Below are 17949 nucleotides of genomic sequence, written 5' to 3'. Positions count from 1 at the left end.
GGTTCACTTCAAATAAATCATCTGGCCTTGATCCTCGCTCACTACACCCCGGCGTAGGACATGAATCCGCCGTCTACCGGTATAGTTATCCCTGTAACGAAGCCAGACAAATTCTCATCAGCTAACCACAGCAGGGTACCCAGCAGATCCTCCGGTTTACCAAACCTGCGCATCGGTGTATGAGTCAATATTTTGTTCGAGCGCTCTGTCAATGAGCCATCCTCATTCGTTAAAAGCCTGCGGTTTTGTTCTGTCAAGAAGAAGCCCGGTGCAATAGCATTGACACGGATCCCCACATCCGCCATGTGCACCGCCAGCCATTGCGTAAAGTTCTCGATTGCCGCCTTAGCTGCGCTGTAAGCAGGTACTTTAGTCATCGGGCTCGGCGCACTCATGGATGACATGTTGATTACAATAGCGCCGGTTCTATTCACCATGCCGCGCGAGAACACCTGGGTAGGGATCAGGGAGCCTAAGAAGTTCAAGTTGAACACATACCCGAAACCTTCCTCCGTCAGATCATAAAAGGTCGTGATCTCCTTATTGAGCAAGTCCTCTGGCTTGAAAGTCTCGTTTGTCGTGCTGCCTTTTGGATGGTTGCCCCCCGCTCCATTGATCAGAATATCGCATACGCCTAATCTTTCGGTTACGACCTTCTCCGCGGCCTTGACACTTTCCACATTCAACACATCACAGGCTACTGCTATAGCCGTACCGCCTGCCGCTTGTATTTCGAGAGCGACCTGCTCGCCTTTCTCTAGAGTCCGGTTCAAAATAGCGACTTTGACGCCTTGCCTGCCCAGCTCTCTTGCCATTGCCGAGCACAAGACACCGCTGCCACCCGTAATGACAGCGACTTTCCCTTTTAAATTATCGTTTAGCGTAATCATGCTTTTGCCTCCTTGGCTAGATTTGCTAATGAATCCCACAAGCCCCACAAGTACATAATGCCAAGTGCGCGGTCATAAAGTCCGTAGCCGGCACGACATTGTTCATCCCATATATGTCTTCCGTGATCCGGTCTTGCATACCCGGTAAACCCCGTATCGTAGTAAGCCTTCACAATGCCGCAAATATCTACGGTGCCGTCCTGGGCACGATGCGACGTCTCAATAAAATCACCGTTGTCATAGACTCGGACGTTACGGATATGGGCAAAAGGAATGCGCCCCGCAAACTCTCTAACCATAGCCGGGATGTCGTTATCCGGGTTGGCCCCCAGCGATCCGCTGCACAAGGTCACTCCGTTGTACGGACTATCGACCAGCTTGAGAAGTCTTCGGATATTAACCTGGCTCGTCATAATGCGCGGCAAACCGAAGATCGGCCAAGGCGGATCATCCGGATGAATAGCCATGCGGATGTCGTTCGCTTCGCACACAGGAATGATTTGTTCCAAAAAATATTGAAGATGATTCCATAAATCTTCTTCCGTGACCTGCTTGTAAGCCTCGAACAAAGAAGTAAGATGCTTGAGCCGCTCCGGCTCCCAGCCGGGCATTGTAAAATTAGGGTTTTCGTTGATTTTCTGAACAAGCTCCATCGGATCCATATTGGCCACCTTGGCCTTTTCATAAAAAAGTGCCGTCGAACCGTCTTCCAGCTCCTTGAACAGATCGGTGCGTATCCAATCAAAGACCGGCATAAAGTTATAACAAATAACCTTGGCTCCAACCTTGGCAAGCTTCTCAATGGTCCGCTTGTAATTCTCAATGTATCGGTCGCGGGAAGGCAATCCCAGTTTGATATCCTCATGTACGTTTACACTTTCCACAACCTCTAGATGAAATCCATAGGCATCGGCTTTGTTCTTATATTCCAGAATTTTATCCATCGGCCATTCTTCACCCGCCGGCACATCATGAAGTGCCCATACAATACCTTCCACGCCGGGGATTTGCTTTATTTGGGATAATGTGACGGTATCATTGCCTTCACCGTACCACCTAAAAACCATTTTCATCCTCGAGCCCTCCTTTTAATCACATACTAGTAATACTAGTATACATATTAATTGAAGGGATGCCAATAGCCTATCAGCTCCGAACCTTCGAAGATAAGAGATTTTGTCCGTACCGGTTTATGTACCTTCTTTTACAATTGGGGATGGCTATAGCGAACTATTTACTTTTTCATTGCTCAAAAGGAATAAAGGCGGTAAAATGACATATGAAACCTGTTTTTTTGTTGATATGTATTTGATTATCTGTTATTTATATTTATAACAAATAAAAACAAAAAGGAGCAACGACCATGCAAGAAGCCTTACATTCCGGATTGAAGAAAGTCATCAATCAACTGATGCATTTAAAAAGACCTGATAACGAAGGACATTTAAAGGAACTGACCGACGAGGGAAAAGCCCTGGGATACTTTCCGCGCGACTTTGGAATTGACGAATGGGACTGGCCGCAGGGGATCGGCTTATATGGCCTCAATAAACTCACTAATCAAGAAGGCTATGACGGAATCCAAAACTTCTTTGTAAAGTGGTCGAGAGAACAGATCGAACGCGGGCTCCCCCTAAAGAATGTGAATACGACCGCGCCGCTACTTACCCTGATGGACCTGCCGGACATTGAGAAACTCGTTTTGGAATGGATGCATTGGGTTGAAAATGAATGTCCCCGCACCAAGGAAAACGGGATTCAGCATGTAACCTCCGGTAATACTTCGAAATTTGAGTTAAACCTGCACGATCAGGAAATTTGGATTGACACTTTGTTTATGGTTGTGCTGTTCATCGCCAAGATGGGCAAAAAATATAATAATCTGTCATGGATGAACGAAGCGACATATCAGTTTGAGCTTCATATTAAACATATCTTTAATCCTGGCAATTCCTTGTTCTTCCATGGCTACGATTTCAAAAATGAAAACAATTTCAGTGAAGCTCACTGGTGCCGTGGGAACAGTTGGTTTACGCTGGCCGCTCCCGAGTTTCTAGAACTGATGCAGGATTCCTTATCCAAAGAGTCCCGTGACCATATTTTCAGCGTTTATAAGGCTCAAGTGGATAAATTGGTTGAACTGCAGGATGAAAACGGACTTTGGCACACCCTGCTTGACGATAAGGATAGCTATACGGAAGTATCCGGATCGGCTGCAATAACAGCCGGGATCCTCAAGGGAATTCGTCTGGGTCTCCTCGATTCCAGTTACCTGTCGTCGTGCCGTAAAGCGGTTGCGGCCGTATTGGAGAACATCTCGGAAGATGGTACAGTATTAAATGTCTCCGCCGGGACTCCCATCTGTGAACATAAGGAAGATTATAAAAAGATCGTCTTTGCGCCAACTGCTTATGGACAGGCTTTAGTTATCGTGTTGCTGGCCGAAGCTCTCTATCATACTGAGCTTTAAGCAGCTCCTAGATAAATGAATAAAGGCCTGCCATCCAGGCAGGCCCCTTCCCTTTACCGCTTCGCCTTATAAAACTCATGATACAGCTTCATTAGCGCTCTTTTTTCAATCCGTGACACATAGCTACGCGAAATTCCCAATTCCTTCGCAATTTCCCGCTGAGTCCGCTCTTCCCCGCCATGCTCGAGCCCGAATCGCCCAACGACGACTTCCTTCTCGCGGTCATCCAATATATCCAGGTTCTTATATATCTTTGACTTCTCGATCTTCAGCTGCACTTTATCTACGACATCGTCGGCTTCTGTGCCGAGAATATCGATGAGGGTAATCTCATTCCCCTCCTTGTCCGTACCGATGGGGTCGTGAAGGGATACGTCCTTGCGCGTCTTCTTCAGCGAACGTAAGTGCATAAGGATCTCATTCTCGATACATCTCGCTGCAAAGGTCGCCAATTTCGTGCCCTTATCCGGTGAAAACGATTCAATCGCCTTAATCAGACCAATGGTGCCGATGGAGATCAGGTCCTCAAGATCTTCGCCGGTATTGTCGAATTTTTTGACGATGTGCGCGACAAGCCTTAAATTATGTTCAATAAGCAAATTTCGGGAATGTTGGTTTCCCTGGGACATCAATCGAAGATGCTTTTCTTCTTCATCCTCTGTCAAGGGTTGGGGAAACGCATTGTTTTTGACGTAGGAAACGAGGAGCATTAACTCTTTAATGAACAAGGCTATTGCGGAAAAGAAGCCGGGCATAGCTGCCACCCCCTACAAGTTGTGCGGAACATGAGGTTACTGGCTCCGCTTCAAGAGATCAGTATTATTTTTATGTGGGCAGCAGCCTATACGTGCCTGTACTTTGCAAATAAACTCAGACACACGGCTTTTTTATAGAAAAAGACGAAACAAATGTCATTTTGTGGAAAACGTTCTTTTTATGACGCAAATATAGACACTAGATGTCCTTTCCGTCCCATTCCAGATAAAACTGCTCCAAAAAGGACTCCATATACCGATGCCTGCTTCTGGCAATCCGCCGTCCGGTCTCGGTATTCATCAGGTCGGAGAGCTTCAGCAGCTTTTCGTAAAAATGATTGATGGCCGTCGACCGTCCATTCCGGTACTGATCATAAGTCAGCTCCTTACGTGGCGGATTTTCCGGATCGTAGATCAAGCTGCCCTTCCAGCCTGCGTAGGCAAACGTTCGCGCTATCCCGATGGCTCCCAACGCATCAATGCGGTCCGCATCCTGAACGACCTGGGCTTCCTTGGTTCGTACAGGCGGATTGTGTCCTCCTTTGAAGGACATCGTCCCGACAATTTCCAGAACATGCGACTCAGTCTCCGTATCGACTTCATAGGAGGCGAGAAGGTTCCGTACCTTGCTCATTCCCGCTTCCGCAGACGGATTCAGCTTCTCATCGGCAAGATCATGCAGCAGTGCTGCCAGCTCACAAAGGAACGGATCGGCCTGCTCTCTTTCGGCTATATAACGGGCCAGGCGGGTTACCCTCTCGATGTGCCACCAATCATGTCCGCTAGAGTCCGACTCCAGCTCTTTTCGTACGTCCTCAGCAGCTCTTAGCAATATATGTGCTTTATCCAACAGCTTTCCCTTCCCTCTCCTTCATTGATGAAAAACTAAAGCATCGCCTCAAATATTTCCGAGTATACCTTGTTCCCTTCCCAACTTCAACTGTACGCAGTATGTGCTGATTTCTCTCTTCTTCGGTACAACCATACAAGCATTACAGGACGGATGGACATATTCTACACCACGTGTGTAGTGACAGACAGCAAGCCATTATGCTTGACCAAAAGGAGTGGAGACCGTGGCGAAGGGTATCGTGGACGTGAATGTATGGGCAGAAATGGAGAACGACAGAATCATTCTCGTGTTGGATTGCGCCGGCGGATGGCCGAACGATCTTCGTCTTATCCCGGATCGCGAGAGCATTACGGTCAAACGAGGCAATGTCTCCAGTCAGATCACGATGGTTCAGGAGCAGGGAAATGAATGTGCCTTTAACTATTTGGAGATGAGTGCCGAGACGGCCCGAACGTTCGGTTTACAGCATGGGGACCGTGTTCAGTTGACTTACAATGAAGAAACAAAAACATTGCAAATGCAGCGTCTAAACACCAGCAGCGCACAAGCGACCTTGCTTCTCGATTCACGAAGGAACAAGGACGAAGTGATTACGATCGGGTACGTCTTACTAAGCTGGCTGGGGATTCCGGATCATGCAGTCGGCAGCGCCATTACATTGAGCCGGGGGACGGTAAATAAGAAGCTCAAAGTCGTTGTACCGGAAAACGAGCTGGATGAAGCCTTTCACATGAGCGCTTCGAACATTAAAGCGATGGGACTCACGCCCCGGAAAAAATGGAAGCTTACTTACGACCAGGATACAAGGACATTAAACATATCTTCCAATGCCTCCTCTACCACAGCAGGAAGCAGCAGAAAATCGAAGCGTTCTGCTTCAACGGTTCGTTCAGCACAATCTGCCAGATTGCAGCATTACAAGCCGGCAAAAACAGCAAAAAATAAGGCCAGGAAGCATTAGGAAAAAAATGTATAAAGAAAATTTAATATCCAATTATTGTTTTTAATGTATCTATACCACGCTTCAACCATGTATAGTAAAAAAGGATTCACTTTCGTTCTTAGGAGGTATGGTTGTTGAAGTGGTTAGTGTTGCTGCATGTCCTGTCAGCGATCATCGGGATTGGACCAACGTATTTTATTCATGTGCTGTACCGCAAAAGGCAGTCAGTAGGCGAACTGAAGCAATCACTGAGGTTAGGGGCGATGCTGAATTTATTCCCCAATATCGGAGGAAGCATTGCCGTGATCAGCGGGATTGTTCTAGTCGCTTTGTCTCCCGTTCGTTTTCTCGATTTATGGATTATCGGCTCCTTATTGCTGTACGTGATTATTCAAATCCTGATGTTTGCCGTCATCAGACCGAAGCAAGGGAAATTAAGGGAAATGCTGGACCAGCCCTTACTTAAGGATCAGGAGATGCTGTCGGAACCGCTGCAGCTTCAAGTGTCCGCCCTTAATCGAATACAGCTTGTTATTACTGTTCTGAGCATTGTGTTGTTTGTTTTCATGTTGGTTAAGCCGACTTAACAGCCTATGGATAGCTTTCACAGGCGCAGCAACAGCTGCACCATTCCCTAATAAATATAAGCCTGCTCTCCGATGATATCGAATCGGAAAGCAGGCTTGTTTTCATATAGGAACTTCTGCTATATTACCTCGATCAAGCGGGCCAGCAGCAGCGTCCTGGCGGGAATATCGGCTACCGTCACATATTCCCCGGGCGCATGGGCGAAATCCCCGCTGGCACCAAGGCCATCCAGCGTCGGAATGCCGCTGGCTGCGGTGAAATTGCCGTCGCTGACACCTCCGGTTGCCATCTCGGTCAGGGACAATCCCAGCTCCTCGGCGGCAATCCGCTGCGCCAGCTCGAAGAGCCTCGCGCTGGCCGGCGTGCGCTCCATAGGCGGCCTCATCATGCGGCCGCTGATGGCGATCTGCGCCTGCGGATGATGCGCCTTCAGCGCCATCAGCTCGGCATGCACGCGCTCGGCCTCCGCAGCCGACGGCACGCGAACGTCGATCTCCGCTTCCGCGTAATCGGCCACCACATTGGTGCCGATGCCTCCGCGGATGAGGCCGACGTTGACGTTCGTGCCGACCGCCGGGTCGGACATCGCGTGCAGGCGCTGGATCTGCAGCGCCAGCTCCTGGATCGCGGACACTCCGCGATCCGGTGCCACCCCCGCGTGCGCGGAGATTCCGCGCACTTCGAGCTTGTACCGCCCGCTTCCCTTGCGGGCGGTTTTGAGCGCGCCCATAGGGGCCATGGGCGGCTCCAGCACAAGCGCCGCGCTCGATTCGCGCGCGAGCTGCTCAATCAGCCCGCGCGACGTCGGGCTGCCGATCTCTTCGTCGCTGTTGAGAAACAGCGACACGCGCGTGTCCGCAGGCCAGGCTCCGCTGTCCTGCAGCGCCTTCATGGCGTACATCGCCTGCAGCACGCCGCACTTCATATCGTACACGCCCGGGCCGTACGCCCGGCCGTCGCGGATGGCGAACGGCCGTTGCGCCGCTTCTCCTGCAGGCCATACCGTATCGTAGTGGCCTACAAGCAGAATCCGCTTCGTGCCCTGCCCGACCTCGATCAGCAGGCGGTCCCCCGCCTCTTCGTGGGCCAGCCTCAGCACGTTGGCGTCGAGCAGCTTGTGTGCCGCTGCGGTAAACCAATCCGCCATCCGGTCATTGTGCGATTTACTTTTCGAGGGCGAGTCCATGTTCACACACGCCTCAAGCAGCTCCAGCAGCTCCGGCATATAGCTTTCTATCCTAGCAAGTAATGACATCGCTCTCCATAACCTTTCCTTAAATCCTCCAGACCTCGGTTAGTGCGCCTGGGAATTGGAGCCGAACAGCCGGTCCAACCCATACACAAATTCGAGGATCAAAATAAATACCAGGCTTAACAAAATAACGACCGAGGAAATCGAGGCCACCAACGGGTCCAGGGTTTCCTGCATATAGCTGAAAATTGCCAGGGGCAGCGTCGTCATCTGCGGGGATACCAGGAACAAGGACACCGTTACGTTATCGAACGAGGTCAGGAACGAGAAGATAAACCCCGAGATCAGCGCCGGCTTCAGCAGCGGGAGCGTAATATCCCGGAACACTTGCCCGGGCTTGGCTCCCAGAATATAGGCCGCCCTTTCCAGCGTGTAATCGTATGCGCTGAGTCCTGTCAAGGTCAGCCGGATAACGAACGGAACCGAGATCAGTACATGCGTGGCCAGCAGTCCCCAGAACGTTCCCGCAATGGCGATGCGGGTAAAGAACAACAGCGCCGCAATCCCTATAATTAACGAAGGAATCGTTAAAGGGGACAGCATCAGCGCGTGGATGAACTTTTTGCCCCGGAAATGGTATTTATGGATCGCGAGAGCGCCCAGTATTCCCACCAGGGTAGCCAGCACGGCTGTAATGGCTGCAAGCTCCAGGCTGAAGATGAAGGCATCGATAAATTCAGGCCTGTCGGCAATTTTCGCATACCATTTGAACGAAAATCCCTGCGGTGGAAACGACAATACATTCTTGGAAGTAAGCGAAACCGGTATAACGACCAGAAGCGGCGAAATGACGAACAAAACCACGAGGAACGTTATAAGGCCTAACAATGGAAATCGCCGCATCATGATGAGAACACCTCTTTATACCGTTTCGTTTCGATGATTCTGGTGAACAGCGTGACCAGCGCGTACGTCGATGCCAGCAGCAGGAAGGATAAGGCAGCACCAAGCGGCCAGTTCAACGTAGCCATAATTTTCTCATAGGCGATGACCGGCAGCACCTTAACGGCCGTTCCCCCCATCAAAGCCGGAGTGACGAATGCACTCATCGATAGGCTGAACACGAGCGTAATTCCCGCGATCATCCCCGGCAAGCTGAGCGGAAGCGTGATCGTGAAGAAGGAGCGCATCCGCGAAGCACCCAGGATCCCGGACGCTTTATACAGCGAGGAATCGATGGCGTACAAGCTTGTTGCAATCGACAGCACCATGTAGACGACGAACGAATCCGTCAAGCCGATTACGACACCCAGCTCATTGTAGAGCAGACGGAGCGGCTTATCGATGATTCCGAGCTGCAGCAGCGTCGTGTTAATCCAGCCCTTTTCTCCCAGAATGACGACCCATCCGAAATTCCGGATGACGACGCTGATCAAATGCGGGGAAATGATAAGAAAGGTGACGATCCCCCGCAGCCTTCCGCTGGTTCTTGCCATAAACATGGCAACCGGATAAGCCAATAGCAGAGAGACGATAACGGTGTACAGGCTGAGCCGGATCGTCCTCCATAACACCCCGATATAATACGGGTCCTGGACGAATAATAAGTAGTTTTTCAATGTGAACTGCTGATGCTCATCCTGAACGCTCTGCAAAAAGATATACAGCATCGGGAGCAGGAACGCACCCAGAAGCACGATAAGTCCCGGTGCCAGCAGCAGGAGCGCCGAACGAAGCGATCCCTTAGATGGAGCAGATGATCCCGCCATCATTTATCGCTCCTTTCCGGGAAAGACGAATACGTCCTCCGGATTCCAGTACAGCACTACCCGCTGTCCCGGTTGAAGCTTGCCCTGCTGAGCAGCCGATTGTATGCGGACCATCAAGGTCTCGCTGCCCAGAGCTACCTCACACTCTACGAAGGAGCCCAGGAAGGACAGCTGCTTAACGGTTGCTTCCCCATGGGCATATCCCGAAGTCCGTTGAAGATCGGCGGAAGCTTCGTCATCCATGGCCAGCATGAGCTTCTCCGGACGGATATAGATCGATACGGCATTTCCAGCCGTAAAGCTTCTCCCTCTCGGGTTCGCCTTCAGCTCAAAGGCTCCGCCGGAGACACCCGCTTCCAGAACAAGCTTGTTATCCGAGAAGCCGGTTACTTTCCCGGTCATCCGGTTCGATTTGCCGATAAACGTATGAACGAACTCGCTTGCCGGCTCGTTGTAGATTTCCCAAGGGGTGCCGATCTGCTCGACCTTCCCGTGATCCAGCACGACGATGCGATCGGATAAATACAGCGCTTCCTCTTGATCGTGGGTAACGAAAATCGTCGTCACTCCCGTTTCTTGGTGAAGCCGCTTCAGTTCATCCCTGAGCTCTTCTCTCAGCTTGGCATCCAGGTTGCTGAGAGGCTCATCCAGAAGCAGCAGCGACGGCTCCGTAACGAGCGCCCGCGCTATTGCGATACGTTGGCGCTGGCCGCCGGACAGCTGCTTCGGATAACGGTCCGCTACATGGGGCAGCTTCACCAGCTCCAGTACGCGGGCGACTCTGGAAGCGATCTCAGCTTTCGGCACCTTGCGGAGCTCCAAACCGTAAGCTACATTATCGGCAACGGTCATATGAGGGAACAGCGAATAAGTCTGAAACACCATTCCCAGATCCCTTTTGTTAGCCGGGACGCCGTTCATCCGTTTGCCTTTGACGATCAGCTCACCCTGATCCGGATCGAGGAATCCCGCGATCATGTTCAGGGTCGTCGTCTTACCGCACCCGGACGGGCCGAGAAAGGAGATGCATTCTCCCTGCTCGATTTGCAAATCAAAGTTATCAACAACTATATTCGAACCAAACGTTTTGCGTATCCCATGAAGCTCTACATCGTAAGTTTTTGCCACGTTCTCTCACCTATTTTCCTACATTGGGTGCAATCTCTTTGTTGAAGCGGTCAATCCATTCCGGTGTCTTGGCGCCTACGGTTTCCAGATCAAACTTCACGACCTTGCTGCGGTCAAAATCAAGCAGCTTCGCCGTATCATCCGGCAGCTTCACATTCGTCGCAGGGTTATAGTACAGCTTGCTGGCATACATTTTCTGAACTTCATCCGACAGCAGGAATTCTACGAACAGCTTCGCTGCATTCGGGTTTTTCGCGCCTTTGACGATCGTTGCTACGTTAGGCACCAGGTTCGCGCCCTCTTTAGGAACGACGAATTTCAGCTCCATTCCCGCATCCTTCTGCACAAGGCTGCGCGCCATGGTCCAGGTGGTGTAGGCTGCACTCTTGTTTTGCAGGTTTTGCTGCAGCTGAGCCGCACTCTTGGCAAAGGTAGGCATGTAGCTTGCGATCGTTTTCATTTTGGCAAAGCCTGCATCCATATTTTTCTCGTTCCCGCCGTTGGCGTAAGCCAGCATAATGAGGGTAGAACGTCCGAAGTTGCTCGAAATCTCGGAAATAGTCAGGTTTCCTTTCATTTCGGGACGAGCCAGGTCATTCCAGGATGTTGGAACCGGCAGGTTCTTCTCTTTCACCATGGCCTCGTTATACGAAATGCCCATCGGAGTAAAGTTAACGGCGACCCCGCTGTTGTCCTTCGTTTTCAGATCCTCGATCACTTTCTTCATGCTAGGAATGTCCTTGTCGTTCAGCGTGTCCCATAGCCCCTCTACACGGCCTGCTTCCTGCTCCCCGCCCTCAATAATCGTAACGTCCATTTGTGGAGACGCTTTCTGCGCTTTCGCTTTAGCGACAATCTCGGTGGAAACGCCCGATACGTAGGTCAGCTTCACATCAGGATATTTTTCGTTGAATTTCTTGAAAATCTCGTCTTTCATCAACTGCTCAACCGTTGCGCCATTACCTGCCACTACCAGCTGCTTTTCCGGGGTTAATGCGCCATCGCCCGCTTTTCCTTCTGCCGCCGGAGCGGGCTTCGCCGCTTTATCCGTCGAGGAGCCGCAGCCCGCCAATACGCTGCCTAATAGAACGACGGCGGATAATACAGAGATTGTCTTTTTCTTCATTGATGTAGATCCTCCCTTTTTGATAGCTGATTATATGGTATAGGAATTTACTGGACCAGCAGCCCGAACGATCAGCCGTTGCAGCAAACGCCTTTCCAAAACCATTTTTTTGAAAATACAGTTCCGACCACTTGTTCACTATATGTGAACATTGTATACTATATGTGAACCATGGATAAATTCTAGCATGATTTAAAATTTTGCGCAATTGTTAATATTCAATTTTTGTACTAGGAAAATGACAACGATTGTGATAAAATACCAATATTTTCGTACTTGTCAAAGGGAGAAGGAATTCTATGGAAACGTATTTGTCTTCCGTCAAAAACAGCTGCCGCTTGCTCAAGCTGTTCCTCGATTCGCCCAAAGAGCTGGGGGTTACGGATCTCAGCAAACGGCTGGGCCTGTCCAAGGGTGCTGTCCACAAGCTTCTTATTACTTTGGAAAGTGAAGGACTGATCCGGCAAAATCCGTCGAACAAGCAGTATGCCTTGGGCTATACTCTCCTGGAGCTTGGCAATAAAGTGCTCAAGGACCATAACATGGTGGAGTTTGCACGCCCGCATATGCACCGTCTGGCTTCTACGACCAAGGAATTGGTGTGTCTGTGCGTCATTGACGGCACCGATGCCATTTATGTTGATAAAATCGATTCGCAATATCCGATACGCTTTGATATTGAAGTCTACCGCCGATTCCCTCTTTACGCCACCTCCGCTTCGAGGTCGATTCTCGCCTTTCAGGCGGAATCCTTGATTGACGGCGTATTGAGCGAGGAGCTTCGCACCTTTACGCAGTATTCCTTGAAGAATCCTGCAGATATCAAGGAACGACTGAGTCAGATTCGCGCTAAAGGCTACGAGATGAGCTCCAACCTCCGCAATGTCGGCGTGACCGGCATCGCAGCCCCTATTTTTGACGCTTCGGGACAAGTGATAGCCTCCATCAGCACCATTGGCCCAACCGACCGCATGGTGCCGGCTCAAGAAGAATGGATTGCTGCCGTCTTGGACACAACCCGTACCATCTCTTTAGGACTTGGCTATAAAAGCGGAAGTTAAGGCTGTAAGAAACCCTTCCCGGCTATAATAAAAATGACATCCGAGCCTGAATGGTTCGAATGTCATTTTTTTAGCTTGATATGAATTCCGAGGCTTCGCTTAAAACCAGTTTCCCCACACCCTGGGCCCCACTTCGAGTGGGGTTCTCACTTATTCCTTAAAGGATGCCACGAGCCGCTTGGCTTCGCCAGTTGGTGTCGTGATGGTTTCATAGACGTTTACCGTCAGAGGGTATTCCTGTTCGTCCGTTTTCAAGTTATCGAACTGAATGAATTGCATTCCGCTGACAAGCCGGTTGATGCCGGTAAAGCTTAGCGTCTTGACGGATAAGAGGCGTCCGGTAGGATCTACAAGCTCCAGCGACATCTTCGAGAAGTTCTGGTCTACAATGACCTGCTCCTGACGTTCAATATCGAGATCCAGCTTCAGTTTATAGGAATAGGTTGTCGGACTAGGCGCTGCCGCCGATGACAAATTCGCTTTAGCTGAAAGCTGCCATTGATTCACCTTCACCTTGAACGGGTAGAAGGTCAGCATCTCCTCATTCAGCGAATTCGGCTGAAGGGCCAGCCGATAGGCTCCGAGTGTTGTCGAAACCGGCGCCGCCGTTTTCGTATCTACGATTTTCAGGATGAAATTTTGATCCTTCAGCTCGGAAGGCATGATATACGAATAGCTGATCACGTAAGAAGTATTCGGCATAATCTCCTGCGTCGTCGTGCTTTGACGGCTGCCCGAATAGGTCTGCCCGTTTTCGGTAATTAATTTGGTCTGGAACACCGGAATTGGCAGAGGCTGATCGCTGCGGTTCGTCAGCTTATACTTCCCTATCACCGTCTGATAGCCTTCCCCTTCATTCTCGTGCATATGAAGCTCTACCAGAGAGACGTCCATATTCGGATCGATCGCATCCGTATTCGTATCGAATCGGAATGGCGTGTTGTACTCGTACGGAGATCCTTCAATAGCAATATCCGATTGTCCTGCATTCGGCATCGTAATGGTCAATCTCCCTATGGAATAAGGAATGACAGTCGGATTGCCCTTGGCATCCAGCTGCTTGAACATCTCATTCGTCACTAGATTCAGGCTGCTCAGCACCGTGTTCTTATCGGTCGGGATAGCGTAGTGAATATATCGCTGCTCCTGAGGGTCGAGAGAGATGACGCCCTGCTCTACCCTTTTGCCGGCGAAGACGGAAGCGTCCGTACCTGAAGCGTTAACAGACCGGCCGTCCAAGCTGAACTCCGGAAGCGTCTCTTTTTTGGCTGACCGGTTCTGCACCAGCAGCTTGACGGAGGTCATGGTTCCCTGCTGCGTATTTTCAGTGCTTACAGCTACCGGTGTGTAGAACAGAGGAGAATCGATTATAGGAATCTGAAACGACTGTCCCCAGGCTTTTACATACTCAGGCTGCGTCAATTGGGACAACGGCCCGTCCCAGCTAAGACCCGTTACGGGGACGGTCAGCACTTCGGTCTCGGTCTTGGGAAAGGAGTACCAATCGACAGACAGCCAGACAAGCTCAGACAAGCTTACCGCTTCTTTCCGGTCAACGGTGACGAAGTAGTTTAATTCTTCCGTCGTATTCGGACGGATCGCGTGGACATTCAACACACTGGCCTGCAGCGTATATTCATCGCCTTCCGCCGTTCTTGCCCGCAGATCCAAATCCGGAATTTTGACAACCTTTCCTGCGCTGCTTTTCATCCGGATTACGGCGGCAATCTTGACTCCGTCCGAGGAGGATTCATTCAACAAGCTTTTTATTTCTACACTCAAGCTATCGTTCAGTTTGTAAGAAGGCGTAGCGACGATGCTAGTACCCTGCGCTGCCGCTTCTGCCGTCACTGCGGATGGGACCACCGTGTCAGCCCATGCTGCCTGGGCCGTTGTCATCAAACAAACACTCATAAGTATCGATAAGGACGTTTTTTTCTTATTTATTCTCATGCTGCAACTTCCTCCAATCGCGTATTCAATTTCAACTTGCGGTTTTCCCAGAGCATCATCAGCCCGATGCCCAGAGACAAAACGCCGATCATCAATAAAAACACACCAAGCTCAGCTGAAAAGTAGGCTATACTGCCGCCACGGTAGCCCATCCCCCTTAACAATTTGAACAGCCAGGTCAAAGGGAGCATATGACTGATTACCTGGATCGGATAAGGGAAAACAATCGGCGCTACCTGTACCCCTGACAGCATGAAGGAGGGATACACGATGGCGTAGGTGCGAAGCGCGACCTTCGAAGGATCGGCTGCCGACCATCCGACAAGCATGCCCATCCAGGATACGGTCAGTGTGTAGAGCAGCAGCGGAACTATGAATTCTATGGCGCTTCCCGCAAACCGGAGTCCCCCGAGCTGCTTCAACAGCCCTATGGCGAGCAGGAGACTGATGCAGGAGATGACCGCATAAGGTACGACCCGCAGCCATAGTCCAATCGGATGATCCAGCTCCTGCAGAAGCTTCCCTTCCACTCTTAATCGCGGAACAATGGATGCCGCTGCTATGGCCGTAATCCCCAACGCGACTACATTGACAAAGCCGATGACCATGAAGCCTATAAAATCCGATGTCGGGTTATACAACAGTCTTTGCTGCATCGATAACGGCGCTACGATGCCTGCAGCCGCTTCATCACTTAACCCCATAACCTTCAGCTTGCCTACGGACAAGGTCGTATTTTCAATCGTGATAAGCTCCTGAATCCCGTTACGAAGGTTCCCTACCGCAGAGGGCATTGAATTGTCGATCAATACGCCGATATTGACCTGCTTGCCTTGATAACGGAGCTGCTCCATCCCCCGGGGCAGATAGATAACGGCCATGTATTTTTCGTTCGCCAATAAGGTGTCAGGCTGCATCGCCTGATGAAATACATCCGTCACCTGCATGTACTGGGAGGCATTCACCTTCTCCGTGAACTGCCTGCTGTAAATGCTGTTATCTTCATCGACTACGGCAATCGGCGCCTCATTGATCTGGCTGTTCTGGAACATGTAACCGAACAATGCCGCTACGATTAAGGGGGCGATCAGTATGGCGGGTACGAATTTGCCGGTGAGTGCGATACGCCATTCATCGAGCTGGGATCTCATCAACACGCACCTCCGCAGTCATGCCCGGCAGCAGCTTATCTGTTCGATCCACATAGATTCGCACCTGGAAGGTGTTGAGATCGGCCGTTCCTTTCTCGCGACTCATTCTTAAGCTTGCAAATTGCGGTGCAGCAGTAATATATTGCACGCGCCCTTGGACTTGATCAGGCAAAGCGGCAAAATGAACCGGTACCGTCATATCCGGCTTGAGCTTGCTTACCTGCTGCTCATCGACGTACATATCAAAATACAGCTTCTCCGTTTCCACGATAATGACGGGTGTGCCCGAACCTACGTTCTCTCCCACCTTCGGAACGATCTTGACCACTTTACCGTCTACCGGCGATTTCAACGTCATTCTTTCTTTCTGGATTTGGAGTGATTGGAGCAATATTTTTTGCTGCTCCAGCTGCTTGGCCAGTGCATCCAGACCGATCCGCTGGTTGTTGATATCCTCCTGCCCCAGCTGATTTTGCTCCAGGATAGCCTGTGCTTTATCCGTAACCAGCGCTGCCTGCTGCTTCTCCTGCTCCGTCGCGCCGTTCAGCATTTTGTTCAACACCGCATTCTGCTGATCACGCGCGTTCTGCAGCGTTGCCAACTGGCTTCGCGCATTTTCCAAAGCATCCCGGTGATCCTTGTAGGAGTATGGATTATTATCATAAGTCTCTTCCATATTCAACAATTGATTGTAGAGCTTTAATGCGTGATTATACGATTCCTCCGCCGCTGCAACCGCGAGCTTCTGTCTCTCAATATCCTCCGAACGAGCCCCCTCATGAACCTGCTCCTGAGAGGTCTGCGCCTGGGCAACGCCGATTTGGGCTTGCTTCAGTGCGTTATTCAGCTTTTCCTGGGCAACTTGAAGTCCGTCCTCCGTCTGCTTGAGCTTCAGGGTCGTCACCTCAATATCCGCCTGCGCCTTCTGCAGCTGCAAATCGATATCGGTAGGGTCGAGTGCCAGCAGCACCGTTCCTTTGGTAACCCGCTGCTCTTCCTGAACCGGCAGATCGATAATCTTGCCGCCGACTCCTTGGAAGGATACGTTCACCTGCTCTGCGGTGACGATGCTTGCCTTCTTGCCTGCGGCCAATGTCACCGCATCCTTCCCTTCCGCAGCCAGCATATAGCCTCCGCTGCCCAATGCTATGGCCAAAGCTACTACTGCTATTACCGCTGTATTCCGTTTCATATTCCTTTCTCCTCCCACATGATGCTTTTCTCTCTATACTTGAATGTCTACTGATCCTTGCACTGCAATCCGTTAAAAATAAATCGCGTCGTATACCCTACGACGGCTTCCAGGCTCTCATCCTTGCCTTGTGCCGAATCTGAGGCGAATACAGGCTCCAGAAACGGGCTGACCCTGGAGAAAATCAGCGTACCGAATACAAAATGCATCGTATGCGTCAACGATTCGTAATCAAACCGGCCCATCTTGCGTCCGGCTTCCAGAATAAGCCTCAGCTGCATCCATATCGAATACACGATGGACTGGACCTTCTCCAGCCGCGGACTCTGCATCATGACTTCCTGCTGAAGCATATTGATGAGCTCCGGCTCTGCGATCCGAAATTCGACGAAATCGCCGATAAAGCTTCGCAGGTCCGCCTCCGGGTCCTTCAGGTCATAGGTCGTCTGCGCGAATTGCGGCGTGAACGTTTCGAACAAAGCGTAATACACATTTTCTTTGCCGCCGAAATGGTAAGATACTAACGCCAGGGCCACCCCGGCCTCATCGCATATTTGTCTGACGGTGGTTCCGTCGAAGCCTTTGCGCGCGAACAGTCTCTTGGCTGCGTCCAAAATTTTTAATTTAACATCCTTCTGGTCCTGTTTCATGTGATTCCTCCCTTTGTTGAACATCCGCGTTATTTGTAACTGCGATTAATTATTGGTGTTATGTATACCTGTGCCATCCTTAGATAATATAACCAGATGGAAGTTGAACAATTGTTTTGAACGATCGTTTTGAACAAACGTTCAAATTAGCTATATCTGGATAATACAACCGTTCCGGGTCTTTTGTCAATAGGTTTGTGAATGTGCGTGAGGAACCCCCTCGAAGCG

The 17949-nt window shown here is 50.6% G+C and carries 17 protein-coding genes; 4 read left to right on the top strand and 13 right to left on the bottom strand.

Translation table 11 applies throughout. The features are described 5' to 3' along the window. Nucleotides 1-41 precede the first annotated feature (41 nt). Both ABEA66_RS32380 and uxuA read right to left on the bottom strand, forming a co-directional pair. A complete protein-coding gene (locus ABEA66_RS32380) occupies nt 42-890 on the bottom strand; it encodes an SDR family oxidoreductase (RefSeq protein WP_345594097.1) in 849 nt (282 codons plus the stop codon). Next, entirely contained in the window at nt 887-1963 is a 1077-nt protein-coding gene (gene uxuA, locus ABEA66_RS32375) for a mannonate dehydratase (protein WP_079913070.1), read from the bottom strand. Before uxuA ends, ABEA66_RS32380 begins: the two co-directional genes overlap by 4 nt. 290 nt (nt 1964-2253) lie before the next feature. Here uxuA and ABEA66_RS32370 point away from each other — a divergent pair, with 290 nt between their 5' ends. Then, nucleotides 2254-3360: a glycoside hydrolase family 88/105 protein gene (locus tag ABEA66_RS32370; RefSeq protein WP_079913069.1), complete on the top strand. Its 1107-nt coding sequence runs from the start codon at nt 2254-2256 to the stop codon at nt 3358-3360. A gap of 53 nt (nt 3361-3413) precedes the next feature. Here the strand turns inward: ABEA66_RS32370 and sigK are convergent, their stop codons facing one another. Both sigK and ABEA66_RS32360 read right to left on the bottom strand, forming a co-directional pair. Further along, nucleotides 3414-4115, bottom strand: coding sequence for an RNA polymerase sporulation sigma factor SigK (gene sigK, locus ABEA66_RS32365; RefSeq protein WP_192700645.1), 702 nt, complete (start codon nt 4113-4115; stop codon nt 3414-3416). A 199-nt stretch (nt 4116-4314) separates the two neighbouring features. Further along, nucleotides 4315-4965: an HD domain-containing protein gene (locus ABEA66_RS32360; RefSeq protein ID WP_345594093.1), complete on the bottom strand. Its 651-nt coding sequence runs from the start codon at nt 4963-4965 to the stop codon at nt 4315-4317. Nucleotides 4966-5191: 226 nt separating this feature from the next. On the opposite strand from ABEA66_RS32360, the gene ABEA66_RS32355 reads away from it, so the two are divergent. Both ABEA66_RS32355 and ABEA66_RS32350 read left to right on the top strand, forming a co-directional pair. Next, nucleotides 5192-5929: a hypothetical protein gene (locus tag ABEA66_RS32355; protein WP_345594091.1), complete on the top strand. Its 738-nt coding sequence runs from the start codon at nt 5192-5194 to the stop codon at nt 5927-5929. Nucleotides 5930-6045: 116 nt separating this feature from the next. Further along, entirely contained in the window at nt 6046-6498 is a 453-nt protein-coding gene (locus tag ABEA66_RS32350; protein WP_345594089.1) for a DUF2269 family protein, read from the top strand. Between the two features lie 119 nt (nt 6499-6617). On the opposite strand, the gene ABEA66_RS32345 is transcribed toward ABEA66_RS32350, so the two are convergent. The 5 genes from ABEA66_RS32345 to ABEA66_RS32325 are packed head-to-tail and all read right to left on the bottom strand — an operon-like array spanning nt 6618 to nt 11714. Continuing rightward, nucleotides 6618-7754, bottom strand: coding sequence for a M20 family metallopeptidase (locus tag ABEA66_RS32345; protein WP_345594087.1), 1137 nt, complete (start codon nt 7752-7754; stop codon nt 6618-6620). Between the two features lie 39 nt (nt 7755-7793). After that, the gene (locus tag ABEA66_RS32340; protein ID WP_079912980.1) at nt 7794-8597 is read right to left on the bottom strand and encodes an ABC transporter permease; all 804 of its coding nucleotides are present in this window, start codon (nt 8595-8597) and stop codon (nt 7794-7796) included. Next, nucleotides 8594-9463 carry an ABC transporter permease gene (locus tag ABEA66_RS32335; protein WP_345594085.1) on the bottom strand — a complete coding sequence of 290 codons (870 nt, stop codon included), beginning with the start codon at nt 9461-9463 and terminating at the stop codon, nt 8594-8596. The genes ABEA66_RS32340 and ABEA66_RS32335 overlap by 4 nt, the downstream gene beginning before the upstream one ends. Next, the gene (locus ABEA66_RS32330; RefSeq protein ID WP_345594083.1) at nt 9464-10588 is read right to left on the bottom strand and encodes an ABC transporter ATP-binding protein; all 1125 of its coding nucleotides are present in this window, start codon (nt 10586-10588) and stop codon (nt 9464-9466) included. It abuts the gene before it with no gap. Between the two features lie 10 nt (nt 10589-10598). After that, the gene (locus ABEA66_RS32325; RefSeq protein ID WP_345594081.1) at nt 10599-11714 is read right to left on the bottom strand and encodes an ABC transporter substrate-binding protein; all 1116 of its coding nucleotides are present in this window, start codon (nt 11712-11714) and stop codon (nt 10599-10601) included. 299 nt (nt 11715-12013) lie between these two features. On the opposite strand from ABEA66_RS32325, the gene ABEA66_RS32320 reads away from it, so the two are divergent. Continuing rightward, complete coding sequence (locus tag ABEA66_RS32320; RefSeq protein WP_345594079.1) at nt 12014-12775, top strand: IclR family transcriptional regulator; 762 nt, start codon at nt 12014-12016, stop codon at nt 12773-12775. Between the two features lie 150 nt (nt 12776-12925). Here ABEA66_RS32320 and ABEA66_RS32315 read toward each other — a convergent pair whose 3' ends face one another. Genes ABEA66_RS32315 through ABEA66_RS32300 form a run of 4 tightly spaced genes read right to left on the bottom strand, consistent with a single transcriptional unit; the run spans nt 12926 to nt 17721 of the window. Then, on the bottom strand, nt 12926-14728 hold the full coding sequence (locus tag ABEA66_RS32315; RefSeq protein WP_345594076.1) for a hypothetical protein: 1803 nt from the start codon (nt 14726-14728) through the stop codon (nt 12926-12928). Then, on the bottom strand, nt 14725-15879 hold the full coding sequence (locus ABEA66_RS32310; RefSeq protein ID WP_345594075.1) for an ABC transporter permease: 1155 nt from the start codon (nt 15877-15879) through the stop codon (nt 14725-14727). Before ABEA66_RS32310 ends, ABEA66_RS32315 begins: the two co-directional genes overlap by 4 nt. Next, entirely contained in the window at nt 15860-17071 is a 1212-nt protein-coding gene (locus ABEA66_RS32305; protein ID WP_345594074.1) for an HlyD family secretion protein, read from the bottom strand. Before ABEA66_RS32305 ends, ABEA66_RS32310 begins: the two co-directional genes overlap by 20 nt. A gap of 47 nt (nt 17072-17118) precedes the next feature. Beyond that, a complete protein-coding gene (locus tag ABEA66_RS32300) occupies nt 17119-17721 on the bottom strand; it encodes a TetR/AcrR family transcriptional regulator (protein ID WP_345594072.1) in 603 nt (200 codons plus the stop codon). Nucleotides 17722-17949 lie beyond the last annotated feature (228 nt).

Source organism: Paenibacillus vulneris, assembly GCF_039543185.1.
Classification (GTDB): domain Bacteria; phylum Bacillota; class Bacilli; order Paenibacillales; family NBRC-103111; genus Paenibacillus_S; species Paenibacillus_S vulneris.
The sequence above is the reverse complement of the archived record's forward strand: the minus strand, read 5'-3'. Positions and strand labels throughout refer to the sequence as shown.

Bases quoted from the DNA above. Each gene is read 5' to 3' on its own strand.
- ABEA66_RS32310 (WP_345594075.1), bottom strand. From the start codon at position 15,879: ATGAGATCCCAGCTCGATGAATGGCGTATCGCACTCACCGGCAAATTC.
- ABEA66_RS32320 (WP_345594079.1), top strand. From the start codon at position 12,014: ATGGAAACGTATTTGTCTTCCGTCAAAAACAGCTGCCGCTTGCTCAAG.
- ABEA66_RS32340 (WP_079912980.1), bottom strand. From the start codon at position 8,597: ATGATGCGGCGATTTCCATTGTTAGGCCTTATAACGTTCCTCGTGGTT.
- ABEA66_RS32370 (WP_079913069.1), top strand. From the start codon at position 2,254: ATGCAAGAAGCCTTACATTCCGGATTGAAGAAAGTCATCAATCAACTG.
- ABEA66_RS32345 (WP_345594087.1), bottom strand. From the start codon at position 7,754: ATGTCATTACTTGCTAGGATAGAAAGCTATATGCCGGAGCTGCTGGAG.
- ABEA66_RS32335 (WP_345594085.1), bottom strand. From the start codon at position 9,463: ATGATGGCGGGATCATCTGCTCCATCTAAGGGATCGCTTCGTTCGGCG.
- ABEA66_RS32380 (WP_345594097.1), bottom strand. From the start codon at position 890: ATGATTACGCTAAACGATAATTTAAAAGGGAAAGTCGCTGTCATTACG.
- sigK (WP_192700645.1), bottom strand. From the start codon at position 4,115: ATGCCCGGCTTCTTTTCCGCAATAGCCTTGTTCATTAAAGAGTTAATG.
- ABEA66_RS32305 (WP_345594074.1), bottom strand. From the start codon at position 17,071: ATGAAACGGAATACAGCGGTAATAGCAGTAGTAGCTTTGGCCATAGCA.
- uxuA (WP_079913070.1), bottom strand. From the start codon at position 1,963: ATGAAAATGGTTTTTAGGTGGTACGGTGAAGGCAATGATACCGTCACA.
- ABEA66_RS32315 (WP_345594076.1), bottom strand. From the start codon at position 14,728: ATGAGAATAAATAAGAAAAAAACGTCCTTATCGATACTTATGAGTGTT.
- ABEA66_RS32325 (WP_345594081.1), bottom strand. From the start codon at position 11,714: ATGAAGAAAAAGACAATCTCTGTATTATCCGCCGTCGTTCTATTAGGC.
- ABEA66_RS32300 (WP_345594072.1), bottom strand. From the start codon at position 17,721: ATGAAACAGGACCAGAAGGATGTTAAATTAAAAATTTTGGACGCAGCC.